17 protein-coding genes and 1 pseudogene are annotated in these 20,762 nt (G+C 69.2%); 5 read left to right on the top strand and 13 right to left on the bottom strand.

What is annotated here, in order from left to right; genetic code table 11:
• Positions 1–11: 11 nt before the first annotated feature.
• The 8 genes from ABGB08_RS30840 to ABGB08_RS30805 all read right to left on the bottom strand — a co-directional run bounded on the left by ABGB08_RS30840 (position 12) and on the right by ABGB08_RS30805 (position 11,289).
• Complete coding sequence (locus ABGB08_RS30840; protein ID WP_347597093.1) at positions 12–2,240, bottom strand: vWA domain-containing protein; 2,229 nt, start codon at positions 2,238–2,240, stop codon at positions 12–14.
• Between the two features lie 131 nt (positions 2,241–2,371).
• Positions 2,372–4,135, bottom strand: a complete 1,764-nt coding sequence (locus ABGB08_RS30835) for a dynamin family protein (protein ID WP_347597090.1) — start codon at positions 4,133–4,135, stop codon at positions 2,372–2,374.
• A complete protein-coding gene (locus ABGB08_RS30830) occupies positions 4,125–6,203 on the bottom strand; it encodes a PQQ-binding-like beta-propeller repeat protein (RefSeq protein ID WP_347597087.1) in 2,079 nt (692 codons plus the stop codon). The genes ABGB08_RS30835 and ABGB08_RS30830 overlap by 11 nt, the downstream gene beginning before the upstream one ends.
• Entirely contained in the window at positions 6,200–7,663 is a 1,464-nt protein-coding gene (locus tag ABGB08_RS30825) for a GTPase (protein WP_347597084.1), read from the bottom strand. The genes ABGB08_RS30830 and ABGB08_RS30825 overlap by 4 nt, the downstream gene beginning before the upstream one ends.
• Positions 7,660–9,249, bottom strand: coding sequence for a vWA domain-containing protein (locus ABGB08_RS30820; RefSeq protein ID WP_347597081.1), 1,590 nt, complete (start codon positions 9,247–9,249; stop codon positions 7,660–7,662). Before ABGB08_RS30820 ends, ABGB08_RS30825 begins: the two co-directional genes overlap by 4 nt.
• On the bottom strand, positions 9,246–10,181 hold the full coding sequence (locus ABGB08_RS30815; RefSeq protein WP_347597078.1) for a hypothetical protein: 936 nt from the start codon (positions 10,179–10,181) through the stop codon (positions 9,246–9,248). The genes ABGB08_RS30820 and ABGB08_RS30815 overlap by 4 nt, the downstream gene beginning before the upstream one ends.
• Entirely contained in the window at positions 10,178–10,546 is a 369-nt protein-coding gene (locus ABGB08_RS30810) for a hypothetical protein (RefSeq protein WP_347597075.1), read from the bottom strand. The genes ABGB08_RS30815 and ABGB08_RS30810 overlap by 4 nt, the downstream gene beginning before the upstream one ends.
• Positions 10,510–11,289, bottom strand: a complete 780-nt coding sequence (locus ABGB08_RS30805; protein WP_347597072.1) for a hypothetical protein — start codon at positions 11,287–11,289, stop codon at positions 10,510–10,512. The genes ABGB08_RS30810 and ABGB08_RS30805 overlap by 37 nt, the downstream gene beginning before the upstream one ends.
• A 332-nt stretch (positions 11,290–11,621) precedes the next feature.
• On the opposite strand from ABGB08_RS30805, the gene ABGB08_RS30800 reads away from it, so the two are divergent.
• Positions 11,622–12,548 carry a LysR substrate-binding domain-containing protein gene (locus ABGB08_RS30800; protein WP_347597069.1) on the top strand — a complete coding sequence of 309 codons (927 nt, stop codon included), beginning with the start codon at positions 11,622–11,624 and terminating at the stop codon, positions 12,546–12,548.
• Here ABGB08_RS30800 and ABGB08_RS30795 read toward each other — a convergent pair.
• The 4 genes from ABGB08_RS30795 to ABGB08_RS30780 all read right to left on the bottom strand — a co-directional run bounded on the left by ABGB08_RS30795 (position 12,542) and on the right by ABGB08_RS30780 (position 15,515).
• Complete coding sequence (locus ABGB08_RS30795; protein ID WP_347597066.1) at positions 12,542–13,378, bottom strand: alpha/beta hydrolase; 837 nt, start codon at positions 13,376–13,378, stop codon at positions 12,542–12,544. The two genes, ABGB08_RS30800 and ABGB08_RS30795, sit on opposite strands and share 7 nt — an antisense overlap.
• A 37-nt stretch (positions 13,379–13,415) precedes the next feature.
• A complete protein-coding gene (locus ABGB08_RS30790; protein WP_347597063.1) occupies positions 13,416–14,390 on the bottom strand; it encodes an acyl-CoA desaturase in 975 nt (324 codons plus the stop codon).
• 19 nt (positions 14,391–14,409) lie between these two features.
• Positions 14,410–14,721, bottom strand: coding sequence for a UBP-type zinc finger domain-containing protein (locus tag ABGB08_RS30785; RefSeq protein WP_347597060.1), 312 nt, complete (start codon positions 14,719–14,721; stop codon positions 14,410–14,412).
• A gap of 128 nt (positions 14,722–14,849) precedes the next feature.
• Complete coding sequence (locus ABGB08_RS30780) at positions 14,850–15,515, bottom strand: TetR/AcrR family transcriptional regulator C-terminal domain-containing protein (RefSeq protein ID WP_347597057.1); 666 nt, start codon at positions 15,513–15,515, stop codon at positions 14,850–14,852.
• Between the two features lie 75 nt (positions 15,516–15,590).
• Here ABGB08_RS30780 and ABGB08_RS30775 point away from each other — a divergent pair, with 75 nt between their 5' ends.
• The 3 genes and pseudogenes from ABGB08_RS30775 to ABGB08_RS30765 form a co-directional block, all read left to right on the top strand.
• Positions 15,591–16,448, top strand: a complete 858-nt coding sequence (locus ABGB08_RS30775; protein WP_347597054.1) for an SDR family oxidoreductase — start codon at positions 15,591–15,593, stop codon at positions 16,446–16,448.
• Between the two features lie 40 nt (positions 16,449–16,488).
• Complete coding sequence (locus tag ABGB08_RS30770) at positions 16,489–17,829, top strand: SWIM zinc finger family protein (protein ID WP_347597051.1); 1,341 nt, start codon at positions 16,489–16,491, stop codon at positions 17,827–17,829.
• A pseudogene (locus ABGB08_RS30765) lies at positions 17,826–18,947 on the top strand (DUF6493 family protein); the annotation flags it as partial. The gene ABGB08_RS30770 and the pseudogene ABGB08_RS30765, both read left to right, overlap by 4 nt.
• Positions 18,948–19,175: 228 nt before the next feature.
• On the opposite strand, the gene ABGB08_RS30760 reads toward ABGB08_RS30765, so the two are convergent.
• A complete protein-coding gene (locus ABGB08_RS30760) occupies positions 19,176–19,916 on the bottom strand; it encodes an isocitrate lyase/phosphoenolpyruvate mutase family protein (RefSeq protein ID WP_347597048.1) in 741 nt (246 codons plus the stop codon).
• Between the two features lie 422 nt (positions 19,917–20,338).
• Between ABGB08_RS30760 and ABGB08_RS30755 the strand changes: the two genes are divergently transcribed.
• A complete protein-coding gene (locus ABGB08_RS30755) occupies positions 20,339–20,647 on the top strand; it encodes a hypothetical protein (protein WP_347597045.1) in 309 nt (102 codons plus the stop codon).
• Positions 20,648–20,762: the final 115 nt, after the last annotated feature.

Here is a 20,762-nt window from a genome sequence, read left to right as displayed (position 1 = left end):
CGAAGCCCGCATCACATCAGGGGGTCGTTGGAGTAATGGCTGGGCTGGTCGAACGGGTCGGATCCGTAGGCGCCGGGGGCCGGCTCGGGCCGCCGGTCGAGCCTGCCGTCCCGTACGGCGATCGCCACCCCGTCCCCGACCGCCTGCGGAACCCCCGGCCGGACCGGGTACTGCTCGCCGCCGGGACCGCGCAGGACCAGACCCGCGCCGCGGCCCGCCCGGACCACCTCGTAGGTGAGGTCGCCCTGGTTCGGGCGGTCCAGGTAGGGGTGGTCGGTGTGGGTGTCCCGGATGACGAACGTCAGCCTGCGGTTGCGGCCGATCGGCGCCCGCCAGGGGCCCATCTCCCGGTCGCCCTGGTAGAGCACCAGAGTGAGGTCCTGGACGTCGCCGCGCACCCGGGCCGCCCGGATCCGGCTGGTCAGGTAGGTCACCGTGATCACGCCGAGCAGCGTAAGCGCGGCCAGGATCCACGGCACCGGCGAGGGCGGCTGGGCCACCCGCAGCTTGAGGAAGCCCTGGCCGTACACCTTGGCGGGATCGGCGGCGTCGCGCAGGATCAGCATCCCGGGCACGTCGCCCTCGGCCGAGTCGGCGGCCAGCGTCAGCGTCACATCGGTGGAGGACTGGCCGACCGCCAGCCGCACGTCGGGGTCCACCACCTCGATGTGGTCGCCCTCCCGCAACTCCTCCAGGACGAGCGTGGCGCTGATCGGCTTCCCGGTCTCGTTGCTGACGGTCACCGTGCCGGTGGCGGCGTCGCCGGGGGCGATGGTCTGCTGCGGGATGTCGACCACGGTCCTGACCAGCTCGCCGGGCTTCGCGACCGTCGTCTGGTACGGAATGCGGTCGCCCTGCACCCCGGTGGCGTCCACGATCCCGACGAATTCGAGCCCGCCCGAGGCTCCCGGCGGGATGGTCAGCGCGCCCGCGAACTCGCCGTCCCCGGCCTTGCGGTCGGGCCCGGCGCCCAAGTCGTTCAGCTCCGCGTGCACGGTGCCCGGCACCCCGTCGCCGGTCATGTCCACGCTGAACCTGAGCGCGGACAGGTCGTCGTCGGCGACGACCACGCCCTTCCTGGTCTGCAACCGGGACCGGACCACGACCTCCTTGCCCGGGTCGGGGTTAGGCGAGTCCAGCGTGATGGAGGAGTGCACGGCGCCCTGCCAGGTCACGGCCGCCACCACTTCCTCGGGCTTGGCGTCCTGGGCGGCCTCCACTCTGACCTTCCAGGTGCCCGGGCGGGGCAGCCGGATCTGCAGGCCCTCCACCGGGGTGTCCTCGCCGTTGACCTGGAAGGTCGAGCCGTCGAACTCGCCGGACTTGGGGACGGTCTTGCCGTTGGGGTCGATGTAGGTGACCTTGAAGCGCGGGTTGCGCTTGGAGACGGTGATCGAGGCGTCGGTGGCGATGACGGGGATGCGCAGCTGGTATTCCCGGGAGCCGCCGCTGGGCACGGTCTGCGATTCGGCCACCTCCGAGCCCGCGCACCTGGCGGCGGCGTAGGCCCGGACCATGGCCGCGAAGACCTCGCGCTCGTCCTTGATCAGCTGTGCCCTGGGCTTGGAGTCGCCCATGTTGTTGCACGGCTTGCCGACCGCGAAGCCGCGCAGCTGCGCCGGGTCGGCCTTGCCGAACCCCAGCGGCCACACCTGGATGCCGAGCTTGGTGGCCTCGGTCAGGTGGGCCTGGATGTAGTCTTCCGCGGCGGCCTGCCGTACCGCGGGGCTGTCGCCGTAGTTCAGGCTGCGCTGGACGTCCAGGATGCCGTCGGTGAGCAGGAAGACGATCTTCTGGCGCTGGTCGTCATCGGAGTCGCGCAGGGTGGCGAGCGCACGTCCGAGCGCCGCCGCGTGGTCGGTGTCGTTGCCCTCCGCCGCAGTCCGGGGATGCAGCTCCTGGACGCACTTCAGGATGGCCTCGCGGTCCTCCCGGCTGCCCAGCGGGGTGAGCGGGCAGACCGTGTCCAGCGCGTCCTGGTCGGGGGTGTTCTTGCTGCCGAAGCCGACCACCTCGACCCGGGACTTGGACGAGAACTCACCCACGGCCAGCAGCGAGGCGGCCGCGCGCTCCTGGCTCACGGCGCTCGCGGACAGGCTGCCGGACTCGTCGACCAGGATGACCACGTCGATCGGCTGCACCTCGATGGGCGGAATGGGCACGGCCTCGGCCGGCACTGCCGTCATGAACACGACGCCGAGGGACATGAGCATGGCGAGCCGACGGGAAACAGAACTCACGACCATATCCGCGTTGCCCCTTCGCGTGGAGACCGGCGGTGCGTTTCCGATGCTCGCACGGAAATTTCCGCCGATGTTGACCAGCCAACGTCCGGCGGTGAAGAACGGTTCCATTGCACCCAGAAATCTGATCATTCGTCGGCCAGAGAATCGCCGCGCGCGCGGAGCGCGTTCAGTTCGGCCAGCCGCTTTTCGGCTTCCTGCCGCTTGCCCAGCAGGGTTTGCTCGGTCATCCGGCCGGCGTCCCCCCGCTCCCTGATTAATTCGGTCAGCTGCGAATCGGCCTGGCCCAGGCTCTCCTCCATATGGGTTATCAGGCCATTCTCGCTGGCAATGATCGCCTCCTTTATGAATTGACCGAATTGCTGGTTCAGGACATCGAGGCGGCGATCCAGATAGCGGCGGGCGTCCACCTGGGCGAGCTGCCGGTTCTGCTCGTGCTTGCCCAGCCGCTCCATGAACGCGAGCATCGCGACGCCGACGATGGACGCGACCAGGGGATTGAGGAACGCGGCCACCGTGACGGCCATCGACCCCAGATCGGCGAACTTGCGCGTCCGGGACAGAATGCCCATAAGTCCCGGCGGCGGTTCGGTGACGACCATCGGAACGTGGCTCACCTTCGGCAGCACGAGTTCGCCGAGCGGCAGGTCCCCCACGTCGGCCATGACCCCGCCGGTGGTCCGCCCCGCGATCGCGGCCAGCCGCGCCACCAGGTCGTCTTCGAGCTCGATGAGCAGGCCCTGGGTCGCCGTGTCCAGGTGGGTCTTGATCGCGGTGCGCAGGTCGGGACCGCCCCGGCCGATCAGTTCTTCCATCGCCTGCCGTACCTGGTTCAGGCGGGCCGTCATCCGGTCCAGGAGGCCGACGGCCTCCTCCCGGTGCGCGCGCTCCAGCTCGGCCCGCCAGACCACGTGCTTCAGCCGGTCGCGCTGCCGTTCCAGGTCGCCGACGAGCGACTGGTCTTCCTGGTAGGCGCGCAGGTGATTGGTGACGTCGGTGATCGCCCCGGAGATCAGGATCCTGGCCTGCTCCACCGCCTCGCGCCTGACCTCCCTGGCCCGTTCGGCCACGGTCGCCAGGAGCGCCTCCTCCAGCTGGCCGAAACCGCTGGTGGTGTACCGGTGCCGGGCCAGTTCGGCGGCACCGGCGGCCGCCGCCGCGATGGCGTCCTGCCGGCGCCTGCTGCTGACCGAAAACCAGGACGCGGACGCGAAGCGCGGCGCGTACGCCCGGATCCGGGCCTGATTCTCCTGCTTGACGGTCGCCGAGTCCTTGAACAGGTCGATCTTGGTAAGCGCGAAGACGACCTGCGGGATGCGCTCCGCCGCACGGGTCAGGAACTGCAGCTCGGATTCGGTCATCGCCCGGGACGCGTCGACCACGAACAGCAGGATGTCCGCTCTGGCCAGGGTGGCCAGGGTGATCGAGGTGTGACCCGCCACCAGACCGCCGACACCGGGCGTGTCCACCAGCGTGAGCCCTTCCCTCAGCAGCCGGGACGGCAGGAACACGTCGACGCACCGGACCCCCGACCGGATCGGCTTCTGCGTCTCCGGGTCCAGGGCGGCGAACTCGCGTATCTCGGCAAGGCCGATCTCACGTCCGCCGGGATGTTCGTCGTCGAAGACGACCGCCCCGGCCTGGGCTCGGTACTGCACGGCCAGGTGCACGCTGGTGGCGATCTCGGTTTCCACCGGGAGCAGCGCGTCCCGCTCGATCAGCGCGTTGATGAGCGAGCTCTTCCCCCGTTTCTGCTCGCCCACCACGACCACGGTCGCGGTCTCGGCCGTGACCCGTTCGATCAGCCGGCCGACCGCGTCCGCGGGAAGCGGATTGCCCTGATCGCGCAGGACGTCCCGGACGTCTTCCAGGAACCGCATCTCATCGGTCATCGTCACCACTCCTCGCTGATTCGAGCCGTACGGCGGCGACCTGGCCGCCGGTGCCGCACAGGAAGACGAAGCCGTCGGCGAACACCGGGGCCGCCTCGACCGGCCAGTCGATGCCGTGGACGCGCCGGACCGTCCCGTCCGCGACGCTCGCCACGGAGAGCGCGGAGCCGGCAGCCACGTAGAGCGCGTCCCCGTGCGGAACCAGGGCGGTCACCGGGGCACCCGCCCGGAGCATCGGCTCAGGACGGCCGTTCTCGGCGTCGAACACGGCGATCCGCCCGTCGCCGGTGGCGGCGTAGACGCGACCTCGGTGGTAACGCGGGCCGGTGCCCGGGCTGACCCCCGCGGGCTGCTGCCACCTGACCCCACCGGGACCGTGCCGGGGCACGGCGTGGAGCTGGCCGTCCTCGGTGACGGCGAAGATCATGCTGCCGGTGACCTCGATCGGGCCGGCGACCGGAGCGGAGGAGAGCCGGACCCGCCGCTCCGGCTGCCTCCCCGCGACGGCGAGCAGCACGCCCTTGCGGCCGCCGAGGAAGACCAACCCGTCGGCCACCGCAGGCGGCGATCCCTTCGCCTGGGCCGCCCGGCACTGCCAGGTGGTGGCGCCGTCGGCCAGGGCCAGGCAGTGCAGTCCGGACTGCTCGAACGCCACATAGACGTGCTCGCCGTGGACGCGCGGCCCGGTGGCGAGCGGTCCGTCCAGCTGGCGCCACCAGCGCCGGTCTCCGGTGGCCGAGCAGTAGGCGCTGACCCGGCCGTCGGTGTCCCCGATGACGACCAGTTCTTCGGTCGCGGCCGCTCCCGTGATCGGCGCGTAGCCGCAGGTCTGCCAGCGGCGTCCCCCGGTGGCCCGGTCGAAGGCGTACAGGCGGCCCTGGTCGGTGCCGGTGAAGAGGGACGAACCGGAGAGCGCCGGCGCGGTCGGCCGACCGGCCACCCGCTGCCGCCAGGGCCGGGCCGGCCGGGCGCCGTCGTCCGGTGGCGGCACGTCGGTGAGCGCGCCCAGCACTACCGCGTGCTTCGGGTCCGCCGCGATCTCCACGGCCACCCAGTCCTGGAGCCGACCGGCGATGGCCTGGCTGACCAGCGGAATCGCGCTCGACCCGCCGGTCAGATAGACGGCGTCCAGCTCGTCCATGACGAGTCCGGCGGCGCGGATGGTCCGGCCCAGCTCGGTCACGGTCCTGCGCACCGCGAGGCCGATCGCCTCCTCGAACTCGTCGGGCGTGACCTGGATGCCGGGGGAGAACGGGGGCTCCCCGCCCACCAGGCAGGGGCTCCGGCGGGACAGCGTCTTCTTGGCCTCGCGCGCCTCCACGGCCCAGCGATACTGGGTCATGACGGCCGGGCGGTCGGCCGCGTCCCAGATTTTGGCCGCGGCGCCGGGGTTGATGAGGCGGGCGTGCCGCTGCACCACGTGGAGCAGCGCCCGGTCGAACTCCTCACCGCCGACCTCGTCCAGGCCACCGGCCGCTCCGGCCAGTTCGAAGCCCGTCTCGGTACGGCGTAACGCCGCGGTGTCGAAGCTGCCGCCGCCCAGGTCGTAGACGGCCACCACGGCGCCCCTGGTGCTCGGTTTCCTGGTGGCGTACCAGCGGGCGGCGGCGATCGGCTCCGGCAGCAGGACCACCTCACCGAGCCCGGCCCGATGAGCCGCCTCGCGGAGCCGCCGCTGCGCCGGTTCATCCCACCGAGCCGGATATGTCAGGAAAGTAGAGTCCGGTTCGTGGTCGGGGAACCTGTGCCGGGCGGCGGCCGGCACCACCCGGAGGAGCGCGGCGACCGGGTCGACGGGGTCGATCCACCGGCCTTCGACGTAGAGCGCGGTGTCGGCCCAGAGCAGGTGCCTGGGCGAGCGGATGATCCGCTCGGGGAATCGGGTGACCTGGTCGACGATCTCGCGCCCGACGACGAGTTCGTCGCCGTCCACCAGGACCAGCGCCGCGATCGAGTGATCGCCTCGCCCGGGGTCGAGCGGCAGGACCGCGACCTCCCCGTCGTACCGGGTGGCCGCGGTGACGCAACACGTCCCGAGATCGATGGCCAGGCCCCACCCGCCGGTCATGTCGGCCGCCCCTCGATGAAGGTCTGGCAGATGGTCCAGGCGATCCGCGCATAGGTGCGGATGGGCGGCACCATGGTGTTCTCCAGCGTGCGCCACCGGATCGTCTCGCGCTCGGCCGCCGCGGACAGGGCGCCGCCCCGGGTGCCCCTGGGCTCGCCGAGGCATTCGGCGGGCGTCATCCCCTCGACCAGCGCACGCAGAGCCTCCGCGTCCGCCTGCTTGAGGTGGAACCGGCCGTCGTGGAGTTCGCGCAGCGCCCGCAGGAGCCGTACCCGCCCGAAGTCGGGGGAGTTCTCGATCCGGCGGGCCGCCTCGAAGACCCACATCTCGTCCATCCCCCCGTTCTCGTTTTCCCGTTGGGAAGCGGCGGTGAGCAGGCGATTCAGCGCGGACGAGGCACGGAGCAGATCGGACTGCGGGAGCAGGGCCGATTCCATCTCCCGGATGAGCTCGTCGATCCCGGACGCGGCGCGCAGCTCCTGGCGTACCGTGTGCGCGCTCGCCATGGCCCCGACGCGGTCCAGGCAGAGGTGGATGCCGTAGATGCCGAGCATGTCGAGCAGGCGATGCCGGGTGGCCCGGTCGAGCGGACCGCTCTCCCAGGTGAGGAATTCGTCGTGGTCGTACAGCGCGGCGAGGACGGCCTTCCGGTCCCCGAAGGCGGCCAGGTTGGCGAGGGCCCGGGCGTCCGACTCGGTGAAGTCGGCGCCGAGTGAGGTCTGGGCGAGCAGATCCAGCACGGGCACCACCCGGAGCAGCAGATCGCCCAGCTGCCGCCTGCACACGCTGGCCCGGAGCCGCGCCGACGGCCACGGATTCGTCTCCGGCCGGGACTCCAGGTTCTGGATCCCGGTGACCACGCCGATGGCGCCCACCTCACCGACCAGACCGAAGGGGGCGGCCCGGCGTAACCATCGCAACGCCTCGCTGTCGATCTGACCCTCGAAGTTGACGACGAACAGCAGGGCGTCGGCGTCGGCGCAGGCGTCCAGCGAGATCTTCCGGCTACCGTCTGGCCGGTCGAGTCCCGGAGTGTCGATGAGCATGCCATCGCAGGGGGTGGTCCCGGGGAAGCCGACGTCGACGTACTTGATCTTGTCGGCCGGCCACTCGAGGGACAGGGGCAACCCGCCGCGGGGCCCTGGCCTGATCTCATGGGAGGAGCCGTCCAGCAGCCGCACGGTCACCTGGTCGGTGTGCGAAGGAAAGTAGCGGGTCACCACCCGCGCTCCCTCGGTCCCGTCCCCCGTCGCCAGCCGGGCGCGCAGCAGGGCGTTGACCAAGGTGGTCTTGCCGTCCTGCTGGCGCCCGCCCACCGCGATCCTGAGCCGGTGGCACGTGGTAAGCCGCGCGACCACCTCCTGGGCCTCGGCGAACAGCGGCTCGCTGACCGCCCGCCTCGACAGGATCTCGTCGCAGAGCTGCACCACGAGGTCGCAGAGCGGGGTCCCGGTGGTCATCGCGACTCACTCTCGACGGGCGCGTCGCAGCTGGTGACGTCCGTGTCGTGGGAGTGGTCGTGGTGGATGAAGTCGACGCCGTGGATCAGGAAATGATCGTTGTAGGGAACCCTCTGCGGCGTCGCGGGGGATCCGTCGGCGGAGTAGGTGACGATCAGTCCCCGCTGGGAGCGGCGCAGGCCCGGCGTCCTGGAGACTTTGGCCTGGGCCTTCTCTGTTGTCGCGGTGGCGGTGCGGCCGAGTTCCTGGCGGGTCGGCCGGTCGAAGTGGATGTCCAGGTCCCGGTGCCGGGCCAGCTCGTACGGGCCGAGCCGTTCTTGCCGGATCCCGTCATCGCCACCGTAGGCGACCAGCAGGCACAGATATCCCGACATTCTCCGCTGGTTCCGGATCCACCGGACGAACAGCGCCGCTGCCACGATCAGCAGGACCGCGCCCGCGACGATGAGCCATCTCGGCCAGGTGCCGGGGACATGGATCCCGCCGTCTCGGAACAGGGGGAACTCTCCCGTTTCCGCGAGCGGGACGGGGCCGTTGAACTTCAGCTTGTCGAGTCCGGGCCGCCAAGGAGTCGTTACGTCGGCGACCACCTTCACTCTCAGGGGCAGCGGAGCGTCGTGGTCGAGGAATCTCCGGCCCGGCGTTCGCCAGCTGACGTCCACCATGATGCTGACCGAGCGTTTCGACGGCGCCAGCGCCCATGGTCCGCGATCGACCGGTGTCACCATGACACCCGGAGTGGCCGACCGGATCGTGGAAATCTGGACGGGGGTCCAGACCGCCGGTGACACGAATTCGACGGTGGCCCTCGCGGTTCCCCTCATCGCGTCGATGGTGCCGGGCCCGATGACCTTGCCGATCAGGGTCAGCTCCCGGTCGGGCCAGAGCAGGCGGGTGGCCTCCTGCCGCAGCCTCTCTTCCTTGGCCGCCCGGAGATCGGTGGCCCTGCCGTCCGGATCGTGAATCACGTTCGTCGGGAACACCCAGTCCATGGTGTTGCCCCGCTCCCGGTCGAGCCGGATGCCCTTGGTGATCGGGACGATGTAGAGGCTCGTCCCCGGCAGCAGCTTCTGCAACCGGTCGGCCCGCCGCTTCAGCTCCTTCCAGCTCCCCGTCCGCTTGTTCGGGTAACGGCTGCCGGGTGGCGGCTCGTGAATCCGGTCGGACAGCACCATGATCGAGGCGTCCTGAACGGTGCCGGTCGCCTGGCCCAGCTCCAGCTCGCTGATCGCGAATTCCAGCGCGACCCCGAGATCGGTGTGCTGGCCGGTCGCCTTGGGGAGATCGTCGAGGTCCGCCTCGCTATTGATGGGGATGCCCGTCTGCACCCGCTCCGCGAACGGGATCAATCTGATCTTGTCTCGGGGGTTCTCGCGCAGCAGGTCGATCAACTGCTGCCGGATGTAGGGGAACCGATCATTGACGCTGCCGGAGATGTCCACCAGGACGAGATGAGTGGTGACACGATCGTCCAGCTTGAGCGCGTGGTAGATCGGCGACAGGTCGTCGTCGGCCGCGGCGCTGCCCTGGAGCGTGACAAGCAGGATGATCAGGCAACCCAGCACGCTGGTGACGGTCCGCCTCACGAGAACCGCCCCGACAACTCGGCGAGCCTGATGATCGGTTCGAGCACGTTGATCGGGTTGACCGAGCTCAGGATCCTGGACCCTTGAACGTTGACGAACTCCTTGAGGTCGAAGCCCTTCGGGCTCCGCCGGAAGCCGACCGAGGACGTCACGAAGTACGCGGTCAGATCGGGGTCGAACATCCTCTCGATCTGGTGGTGCAGACGCTCGGCGCTGTCGTTCCCCGGACGCGCGGAATGGTCCGCGAAATACGCGCACGCCCACGCGAAGTAGCCTTTCGCGTCCGCGCTCTCCACCGTCGGAAACTTCGGCGCCGTGGTCCGCTGGGTGCCATAGTTCCCGCTCAGCGAGGGCGGGAACACCTGGGCGTCGTCGTATTTGCTCACGCAGACGGCGAGGGCTCTCTTCCGGAGCTCGCTCATCGTCATGTCAGTCGAGCTGTCCACGATCCTGGCCGGAAGGTGACTGAAGTAGTCGGAGTTGTCCCCGAGCCATCGTTCCCGGAGCGGGTCGATCAGCAGGAGGTATCCATCGCACCTCGCCAGTTCCCCGGCTACGGCCTTGCCCTCCGGAGACCTTCTGGAGAACGCCTGCCCAGGTCGATTGAGAATCTCCACGGCGAACGTCTGGGACGGCTCGCCCTTCTTCTCCCAGGAGAAGCCGAACCGCAGCCAGAGCTTTTCCGAGTTCTCCACCTCAGCCCGGCTGGGAAAGCTCTGGAGGGCCAGGATCTCCTTGGCGGATTCGTCGAACGCGAGCGCGTCGCGTTCGGGGTTGACCACCCAGCCCTTGGGGGCTCCGTGGGACACGAACGCGGTCGTCAGGGCGCTGAGAAACGTGAGCTTCCCGCTGTTCGGCGCGCCGATCAGGCCGATCTTGAGGGCCGGGTTCCGCGCTGCGCCCGCCGGGCCGATCTTGCGGTCAGGACTCATCTGGTTCTCCGCTTGGACACGCCGTTGGCCCCGGGCTCGGTCGGGCTGAAGACCGCGAAGGGGAACGGCGCGTCCAGGTGGATGCCCAGCGCGGTGAGCAGCTTGTTTGAAATATCCGAATCGGGTGCGGAAAAGACCCCTCCTGAGCCGATCTGTTGCCAGATATGGTCGTCGTGCCTGCGCTGGAACTTCTCCTGGAACTCGTGCAGCGGGAGCTCCCGGGGGAAGGTCACGGCCAGGCAGGTGACATCATCGGCCTTGATCTTGGCCAGCTCGTCTCGCCAGTTCAGGTTGTCCGGACACCGGTCCGCGTATGCCGCGTGTTCGCTCAGCTGGTCCGTGACACAGGGGACGCGGCTGCCCACTGCTCGGACACGCCTTGGGGAGGGATCGTGAAGATCGTGGCGGCCAGGTCCTTCTCCAGGAGGCGGGCGATCCGGTCGATCAGCGGCCAGCCCGACACGAAGTTGAGGACGACCACCTGAGTCCATCTCTCGCCATTCGGATCCCAGGGCACCGCGCCGCGGAGCGTCTTCGCCAGCGTCGGGCTGCCGATCCCGTCCACGAACAGGTGCTGTGGCCGCACCCCCACGCCCCCGGCCAGCTGGAACAGCCGGATCTGCGACGTGACCGACAGGCCCGAGATCAGCGCCTGCCATGGAATCCGCGTGTCGTCGCCCGAGGGTTCCGGCCGGCCCGTACCAGGGTTCAGGACATACTCCTGGGCGGCCATCCCGTCCCGGGTGAGGCGCACGAGGAACAGATGGTGCCGGAGCGTCGATGCGGTGTCCGCGAACAAGGTGAAGGCCTCGGCCAGCGCGTCGCTCGCTCGGACGTACGCTCGCCAGTCCGTCTGTTGCACCCGGTCGGCCTCGGCGTTGGCGGCGTCCAGTTCCTTCTGCGCCTCGTGCGATTCGGTGCTGAGGGTGCCCCGGAGGAGACGGCCGAACGCCTTCAGATCCGCTGGGGTGGGCCAGCCGGACTTGCGCGCGGCCCGGATCGCGGCGCGCACGTCGCGGAGGTGCCTGGCGCGATCAAGCTGCTCCGAATCTGGATCGTTCCCATCAGCCACGATCCAGCCACAGTCCGGGCATCGCGTCTCGTCCATCGCCGGCCACGTCTCGTAGCACACCAAACACAGAGCGGACATGGCTCGACCAATCGTCCATGGGAGGGCGCAGTCGGCAAGGCCCCCGTGCCTTAGCTGACCCCACCGTAAGGAGGACAATAGTATGAAGAATCAAACAAGTTTGGGCAAGATCTTGTTCTTGTGTGACAAAACCACTATTACGGCCATAACCCAAACTAAGCTAACTTCGATGAGTGTAGTCAGCTCAAGTCCCCCCTTGACCCCGAGGGCCGTGGTCTTCGCGCCCGTCTGGCGGGCGCCCGCCGTACAGTGAGAGGCATCGGGGCGCCGTGTGGGAAAGGGGTGGCGGCGTGGAGTTGCGCCAGCTCCGCTACTTCGTGACCTTGGCCGAAGAGTTGCATTTCGGCCGGGCGGCGGCCCGCGAGCACATCGTGCAGTCGGCGCTGAGCCAGCAGATCCAGCGGCTCGAACGCGAGCTCGACGTGCGGCTGCTGAACCGCACCACGCACTATGTCGAGCTCACCCCGGCCGGGGCCGCCTTTCTCACCGAGGCGCGCCAGATCCTCGAACACGTGACCCGAGCCACCCAGGCCGCGCGGACCGCCGCCTCGTCCCCGCCCGCGCTCCGGGTCGGGATCATCGACGCCGGGTTCGACTCCATGCCGCAGATCCTGCGCGAGGTCCAGAGTCGCCTGCCGGATCTGAAGATCCACCAGGTCGAGGCCAGCACTCCCGAGCAGTACCGGCGGCTGGCCGACAGGCGCCTGGACATCGGGATCGGCCGGGCCTCCCAGACTCCGCCCGAGGTCGCCTCGGAACTGATCCGCCTAGATCCACTCGGCGTGCTGGTCCATGACAGCCATCCGTTCGCCGGCCTGGAGGGCGTGCCCGTCGCCTCGCTCGCCGACAAACCGCTCCTGCTCGGCGAGGACAGCCAGACGCCCGAGCTGAACCAGTTCGTCATCGAGCTGTGCCGGGCGGCCGGATTCACGCCCACCGTGTACGAGGGAACCGTCGAGAGCACGCGCGCCGCCACCGATCTCGTCCTGCAGCATCGCTGCCTGCTCTGTGTGCCCTCGTCGTTCCGCTCCTCCAGCCGGCCGGGCACCGTGTGGCGTCCGCTGATCCAGCCCGCGGCGCACTACCCGTGGTCGCTCCTGTGGCCCGCGGGGGAACCGTCGGCGCAGGTCGCCGCCGTCATCGAGAGCGCCAGGCGGCTCGCCCGCCGCCTGGGCTGGCTGGAATCCCCCGACCCGGCGATAGGACACCCTCAGTAAGTCCTGCGGGTGCGCAACGTGGTCTGACGCGTGGCCCATTCGACGGCGTGGTCGGCGACTCGCTCCCACTGTGGGGCGCCGAGGGTGAAGTGCGGCCTGCGGGCGAACTCGTGGTAGTCGGTCACCGCACGGGAATTGCGGTAACGCCGGTAGGTCGCGCGGACCAGCGAGGCGGGCACGGTGTGGTCGGCGCCACCGGCGATCAGCAGCAGCGGGGCGCGGGTGTGGTTCCGCACGTTGACGGTCGTGGCGGGGCGCCGCCGCAAATTGGCGGTCGCGGCCTGGAACAGCGGGCGGCCGGGGGCGGGTACGTGGTAGCGCTGGTAGATCACCTCTGACTCCTGTTCCGTCAGCGTGTTGGTGAACCCGTAGTGGAACTGCTTGGGGGAGAGCGCCACGGTCCTGCCGCGGTTGACCGGATTGCCCAGCACCGGAAATGCCGAGCGCAGGCTGCTGAACGGCAGCCGTAGCACACCCTTGATCGGGGCAGGGTGGATCGCGACTCCGGCCACGCCGAGGCCGCGGTCCAGCAGGATCTGGGTGATCAGCCCGCCGAAGGAGTGGCCGATGATGATGGGAGGGTGAGGTAGCTCGCGAATGATCGCCTCGTAGTGGTCGGCGAGTTCGGTGACGCCCAGGCCGTTCATCACCTCCGGGTTCTTGCGCAGGGCTTCGACCTCGATCTGCATGCCCGGCCACGCCGGCGCGAGGACCTGATGGCCGCGCTGGGTGTAACGCTCGATCCAGTGTTCCCAGGCGCGAGGCGTCAGCCACAGTCCGTGGATGAGGACGATCGCGGGCCTGGTCTCAGGGCTTTCCGGTCTGCTCATGACGTCTCTCCTGAAGGCGGGGGTGCTGGGGATTCGGTTACGAGCTGTCCGCCCGGCGGTGCTGGATGCGGTCGGGGTCGGGCCAGTGCACGTCGGTGGCCCAGCCCAGCCGCTCGAACAGGCGGATCACCCCGGCGGACGGGTCGATCTGGCCGCGGTCCAAGCCGTGGCGGGCGCAGGTGGGTTCGCTGTGGTGGCCGTTGTGCCAGCTCTCCCCGAACGACAGCAGGGCCAGCGGCCACAGGTTGGTCGAGCGATCATGGCGTCGGGTCTTGAAGGGCCTGCTGCCGATCACATGGCACAGGGAGTTGACGCTCCAGGTGATGTGCTGCAGCAGGGCGATGCGGATCAGCCCGGCCCACAGGAGGGCGGTCAGGCCACCGTGCAGGGTGCCGCTGATTCCCCAGCCGGCCAGGAACGGCAGTGCCAGCGAGACCGCGCACAACGCGGGGAAGGCGCGCGCCACGCGTGCCATGGCCGGATCGTTCACCAGGTCGGGGGCGTAGCGTTCGGCTGGGGACTGGTTGCCGGTGAACATCCAGCCCAGGTGGGCGTGGGCGAGGCCCAGGAGTTGCCCGCGCAGGCTGGTGCCGTACCGGTAGGGGGAGTGCGGGTCGCCTGGCTGGTCGGTGAAGGCGTGATGCCGGCGATGGACCGCCACCCAGTCGATGAGGTTGCCCTGGAAGCTCATCGATCCGGCCACGGCGAGGACCACCCGCAGCCATGGCCGGGCGGTGAAGGAGCCGTGGGTGAACAGCCGGTGGAACCCGACCGTGACCCCGAGCCCGGTCACCACGAAGAGGACCGCCGCCAGGAGCAGGTCGGTGAGCACGATGCCCTGCCCCCAGGCCAGGAAGATCGCGACGCCGAGCGCGATGAAGGGCAGCACCACGATCGTCGCGGTCACGCCGACCTGGAGCCTGTTCGCCAGCGCGGGCTCGGTCGCGCTGGGGAACGAGGACACCCCGTCGTAGTCCTGCCGGCGTTTCACCGGGCGTTCGGAAACTGTCATGATCTCCCTCTTCGTTCGTTCAGACCGTCCGGCCGTGCACGTAACACCAGCGCCAGGTCGACCCCGGATCCAGCTCGGCGACCACGGGATGGTCGGTTTCCTCGTAGTGCCCCTTGGCGTGACCGCCGGGCGAATCGTCGGAACAAGCGACCCAACCGCAGCTCAGGCAGACGAGCAGCCGGGCCCAGACCCAGCCGAGAGCCAGACATTGCTTGCATTCCGGTAGCCCGTGCTTCACGGCCACAAGCAGGTCCAGGTGCTGGCAGCGCGGGACTTGACCGTTCAGACCTACGCGTACGGTGACGTGCGTGACTTCAGCGTCCAGGGTCATCGCGGACCCCCTCATGGCGACAGTGACGCCAGATGCGCCGACTGATCACGTCCCAGTTAAGACGGTCGGCCGGGCGACGGAAACGCTCAACTCCAGCAAGGCCTATCACCGGCAGCGATAGCGAGCGATCACGTCGTGTGGCGGGCCCTGTCGAGACCGTCGAGGATCAGGTCGAGGCCGAACTCGAATTCGTCGCCGTAGTCGTAGCCGGGCCGCAGGATGTGCTCGACGGCCATCTCGGTGAGGTGGGGATACTCACCGGAGGAGAACCTGGCCATGATCGCCTGCGTGACCTTCGCCGTCTCCTTCTCGGTGTCGAACGGCAGGTTCCTCTCCTGCAGGGCGAATCCGTAGATGTAGCTGTCCAGGGCGGAGAACGCGTGGGCGGCCAACTCGATCGAGAAGCCTGCAGCTCGCAGCGTTCCGATCACGGCATCGTGGTGTCGCAGCGTCGCCGGACCGGGCGTGGCCCGCGACTCCATCCGCCCGATCGCCCAGGGGTGGCGCGCCAGGGCCGCGCGGGCCGAGATCGCCCGCTGGCGCATGGCCGTCCTCCAGTCGGTTCCACCGGCCGGCAGATCGATCTCCCCGAAGACGACGTCGATCATGCCGTCGACCAGGTCGCCCTTGTTGGCCACGTGGTTGTACAGCGACATCGCCTCGATCCCGACTTTCTCGCCGAGCTTGCGCATGGTGAGCGATTCGATCCCGTCCGCGTCGGCCAGGGCGATCGCCGCCTCCAGCACCTGGTGCCGGTTCAGCCGGCCTCGGCGCCCGGCGCCCGGGTCGGTCATCCGTGTCCTCCCTTGACTTACTTACGGCGTAAGCGTACTACTTACAACATAAGCTTACAACGTAGGAGAACGAACATGGGACAGATGGCGGGCCGGACGGTGCTGGTCACCGGTGGCACCGGAGGAATCGGCAAGGCGACCGCCCTGGGCCTGGCCACGATGGGTGCGCACGTCGCGATCACCGGCCGGGACCGCGAGCGCACCGAGGACGCGGCCCGCGAGATCCGCGCGGCCGGAGGCGGGCAGGTGGACGTGTTCGTGGCCGACCTGTCCGCCCAGTCGGAGGTACGGCGACTGGCCGACGAAGTGCTCCAGCGCCTTCCCGGAATCGACGTGCTGATCAACAACGTAGGCGGCTACTGGCACACGCGGCAGCTCACCGCCGATGGGCTGGAGCGCACCTTCGCCCTCAACCACCTCGCGCCGTTCCTGCTCACCAACCTGCTCCTGGGCCGGCTGGAGCAGAACACCCCGGCGCGCGTGGTCACCGTCTCATCCAACGTCCAGGCCATGGGCAGAATCGACTTCGACGACATCCAAGGCGAACGGTCCTACTCCGGCGGACGCGCGTACAACCAGTCCAAGTTCGCCAACCTCCTGTTCTCCTACGAGCTCGCCAGGCGGACCACCTCCGTCACCGCCAACGCGCTGCATCCCGGCGTGGTGCGCACCTCTTTCGGAGCCGAGGACCCCAGCGGCATCCAGCGCTGGCTGGTCCCATACATGTGGCCTTTCATGAAGACCCCGGCCCAGGGCGCCGCGACCTCCATCCACGTGGCTTCTGCTCCCGATCTGCAGCACGTGACGGGCCGCTACTTCGCCAACAGCAAACCCAAGAGATCCGCCAAACACAGCTACGACGAAGCCGCCGCGGCACAGCTCTGGCAGGTGAGCGCCGACTTGGTCGGCCTGGCCGCGCTGCCCCGCGTCTGAGACACCGTTTTTGTCGGAGATGATCTCTAGTCTCCCGGACATGACAAGTGCGACACAGGCGTACACCTACGCCGCGCCGTCCAGCCTGGTGGACGGGCATCTCGGGCTGGCGACCTCCGGTGGCCGGGCGCTCAGCGGGCCCGCGCTCGCGCCCAGGTTCTTCAGTGGCCTGGTGACGCAGGCGGCGCCCGCCGCGGCGGCCCTGCTGGGCGTGGCCGACGTGGCCCTCACCCGATATCACCAGCCGCGTCCGGGGTGGACCCGGGATCCGGTCGTGACCTGCGGCGGTGACCGGCTGCGGTTCGAGTCGTTCTCCGCCTGCGGCGGTGTCTACGCGCGGCTCGACCTGCTCGGCGGCGCCCTGGACGGCGAGGTGTTCGACCGGGGGACGACCAACGTCGACGTCAACGGGCCGTTGCGGGAGGCGCTGGCCCGGGTGGGCGCGCGTGATCCCCTCCATCTCGGCGTCGGCGTCGGCGCCGACGCGCTGACGGTGACCACGCTCGACGGCGCGGTCGTGGAGAAGAAGGTGCCGCTGCCCGAGCGGTGGCTGCGCGGGTTCGCCGAGGTGCAGGTGATCGCGGCGGGCATGGACCTGCGGGCCGAACTACCCGGCATGATCGCGGTGCGCTTCCTGCGGTCCCTGCCCAAGAAGGCGACCGCCGATCTGTGGGCCGTCCCCGCCGGGCGTGACCTGCGGGTCAGCGACCGGCCGAGCCCGGGCGCGGTGTGCCTGTCCGGCGTCGGGCGGCTGGCGACGCTGCTGCCGCTGCTCCGCTTCGCCAAGAGCCTCAAGGTGTACGGCCCCGCCGACACCGGCAAGGCGTCAAGCGCCTGGGAGCTCGAACTGCCCGGCATGCGCTACACGCTGGCTCTGTCGCCGGAACGCTGGCGTGGCTTCTCCGGGGAAGGCGCGGTGCTGGCCGACCTCGCCACCGACCAGGCCGAAGCCGATGCCGACGTGGTGGGCATGCTGCTCAACTTCGAGCCCGAGGTGGAGATCGGCTTGCTCGCCGACCGCGCGAACCTGTCCGTCGCGCGGGTCCGCGCCGCCCTCACCCAGCTCGGTACGGCCGGCCGAGTCGGCTACGACCTGTCCGAAGCAGCGCACTTTCACCGCGAACTGCCGTACGACCGGGAGCACGTCGAGCACCTCAACCCCCGGCTGACCTCGGCCAAAGCCTTGGTCGAGGCTGGCGCCGTGGAGCTCGACGGCGACTCGGCGCGGGTGCGGACCGACGGTGGCGTGCGGGAGGTCGGGCTGGCGGATGGGTCGTGCACCTGCCCGTGGTGGTGGGATCACCGCGGTTCGCGCGGGCCGTGCAAGCACGTGCTGGCCGCCAGGATCGTCGCCCGTAGCGCGGTGGAGGTGGCCGGGTGAGCGTCTGGCAGGAGATCCGTGAACTGATCATCCAGCGAGGTGACAAGGTGCTGGCCGACCGGGTGCTCGAGCTGACCGAGGCCGAGCGGGCCGAGGTGGCGAAACAGCTGCCCGGGTTCCTCAAGGAGAGGCGGGTCTCCGCAGCGGAGATAGCCCGTGAAAGGTGGATAGCGGAGCACGGCGCCAACCTGCAGGACAGCCCGTGGGCGCAGGCGTGGTTGCGGCGTCAGACGTCGGACACGTCGATCCTCAGCTTCGGGACGGCGCTGCGCATCGTGGGTGCGGGGACGATCTCCGGTCCCGCCACCGCGGCCGCCTGGCTGGCCCGCCGCGATTTCGACCCGGCCTGGGGCTCGCGGCCGCTCTCGCCTGAGGTGCTTCGCGTGGTGACCAGCCGTCCCGCCGACTGGCAGGCCGAGGTGGCCACCCGGCTCACCGAGAAGATCCGCACGGCGGGCGACCGCCTCGCTCCCCTGGTGCTCGGGCTGTTACGGGCGTCGCCGATCGAACCGCCCCACCACGATCCGCTCGTGGTCGCCTGGCTGGCCGCCGAGGAGGTGGACGACGATCCGCTGCTCGGGCGGCTGCTTCCCCGCATCTTCGAGGCGGAAGGGGTTGGGCGCGCGTTGCGCGAGGAACGGCTGACGCCCACGCCCACCCGGTGGCTGGCCCGCCTGCGAGAGCTGCTCGGGGCGGGACGAGTGTCGCGGGCGGAGCTCCTCGGCGGCTGCGTGAGCCGTTTCCTGCGCGGCGGCGACGCCAACGGCCTGCGCTTCTTCGTCCGGCTGCACGAGATGATCGAACCGACGCCGCACGAGGGGGCCGAGCGGGCGCGCGACTATCTTCGGCTGCTTCCCGCCGCGCCCGGGCCGGTGGCGGAACTCGCGCTGGCCCAGCTGCGCCGTACGGGGCCGCATGACAGCGCCGACGTCGGCGAGGCGGTTGACGGGCTGGCCTTCCGCGCCGAGGCCAAGCTGGCCCGCGCGGGTCTGACCTGGCTGGATGAGCAGGTACGGCGTGCGCCCGCGAGCGCGGAACAGCTGGCGCCCGGGCTGGCGACGGCGTTCGCGCACAGCTCCTACGAGGTTCAGAGCCGGGCGGTCACGCTGGCGCTCAAGCACGCGGCGGCCTTCCAGGCGAGTTCCGCGCTGATCGCGGAGGCTGTTCCGCAGCTGCCGGCGGACCTTGGCGAGCAGGTGGCCGCGAAGTTCGGGGGTGACATCACGACGCACCCGACGCCGACGATGTTCACGCCGACGGCGCTGCCTGGCTTGGCGAAGCCCGAACCCTTTCCCGACGCGGTGATGTGGCCGTCGTACATGCTGCGTTCCAATGTGTCCAGGTCGTCAGGTGCCGTAGGGGTCCCGGCCCGACTGGATTCGGGTGGCCATGGACTTGAGGGCGTCCAGTGCGGTCAGGTATGTCATCGGGCCGAAGGAGACGCGGGCGACGCCGAGGGCGGCCAGCCTGCTTAGATTCATGCCGGGGAGGAAGGTGACGTTGATGGGTCCGGGGATGGCTTTGACGAGTTCGGCGATCACTTCTTCGGACGGGGCCAGGATCGGGAAGATGCAGTCGGCGCCCGCCTCCAGGTAGCGGCGGCCGCGTTCGGCGACCTCCTCGACTGAGGGGGTGCCGGTCAGGAACAGGTCGATCCGGGCGTTGATCACCAGGTCCGCGTTCGCCGCCCGGAGTGCGGTGATGCGCGACGCCTGCGTGTCGATGTCGTGGATTCCGCCGGTCTGGTGGTCGGTCTCCTCGTAGTTGAATCCGGCCGCGCCGATGGCGGTGAGCCGTTGGAGGAGTTCCTCGGGGGGCAGGCCGTATCCGGCTTCGGCGTCCACGGTGACCGGGACGTTCACGGCGCGGATGATTCTGGCGGCGATGTCGAGCATTTCCTCGACGGGCGCGCCCTCGTGGTCGCTGTATCCCAGCATGGCGGAGATCGACGCGCTGGCGGTGGCGAGCGCGGGGTAACCCGCTTCGGCCACGATGGTGGCGCTGGCCACGTCCCACACGTTAGGGAGAATCAACGGGTCGCCTGGCTTGTGAAGGTCGCGGAGTGTGGCGGTCTGGGCGTTCGGCATGATCTTTCCTCACCTTACGAAGCGTCATTGTCATGACCGAGCGGAACCCCTGTTTCGTGACATGTGGCGATGTGACAAGCAGCACAGCGAACGACGGGCAGTCCAGTGGGATCTCCGTCCCGCTTGGCGATGGAGAACATCCAGGTTTTGCACTAAATGTGAATTAGAAACTCCATCTTCCGATTAATTGGCACCCTTCGCCATAAGTTTCTCTCCTTGAAGTAGTGGCATCGTCGACGTTTCGTGCACCTTTTTGCGAGGGTATCCCTAACCGCGTATCGCCACTCTGGCGCAACAAGCCTTGATTGTTCAGATTTATCGTATTGGGGGCAATTTTGGGGAAGATCGTTCCCACCAAGACCCGACCGCGGATGGCGACACCCAGCTCTTCTGACCGTTCCCACGACCGAGGAGACCTCCCGATGCGCGCCCAGGACGACCTTGACCGTACGCACCCCGCCGCCGTCCCCCAGGTCGACCACGGGATTGCCATACCGATCTCCATGTCGAGGACGCGTATCAAGTTGCTCGCCTTCGTCCTGCTGGCCGTAATGTCGTATATTTCCGATTCGCCGGAATGGCTGACGGTGGTTCTGATCCTCACCAGTGCCGCCATCCCGCTTGCCCTGTTTGTGCTGGGCGGCGCGGAATTCGTCCGCGCCCTTTTCCTGCTGCCTGTTCCAGCTACCACGATCCGGAAGGACGATCTCATGTCAACAACCCCCTCCTGAAGGAGGGGGCTTGAGGTGCGGCAATGCGCTTCGAAGCCCCGCGTTGACCAGCCCCAGTCGATCACCGTGAAGGAGGTGCATTCGATTGACTACGTTTCACGTAAGCGAGCAGACC

Source organism: Acrocarpospora sp. B8E8, from assembly GCF_039871605.1.
GTDB lineage: Bacteria > Actinomycetota > Actinomycetes > Streptosporangiales > Streptosporangiaceae > Acrocarpospora > Acrocarpospora macrocephala.
Note: the sequence above shows the minus strand (reverse complement) of the source record. Positions and strands in the feature narration are given on the sequence as shown.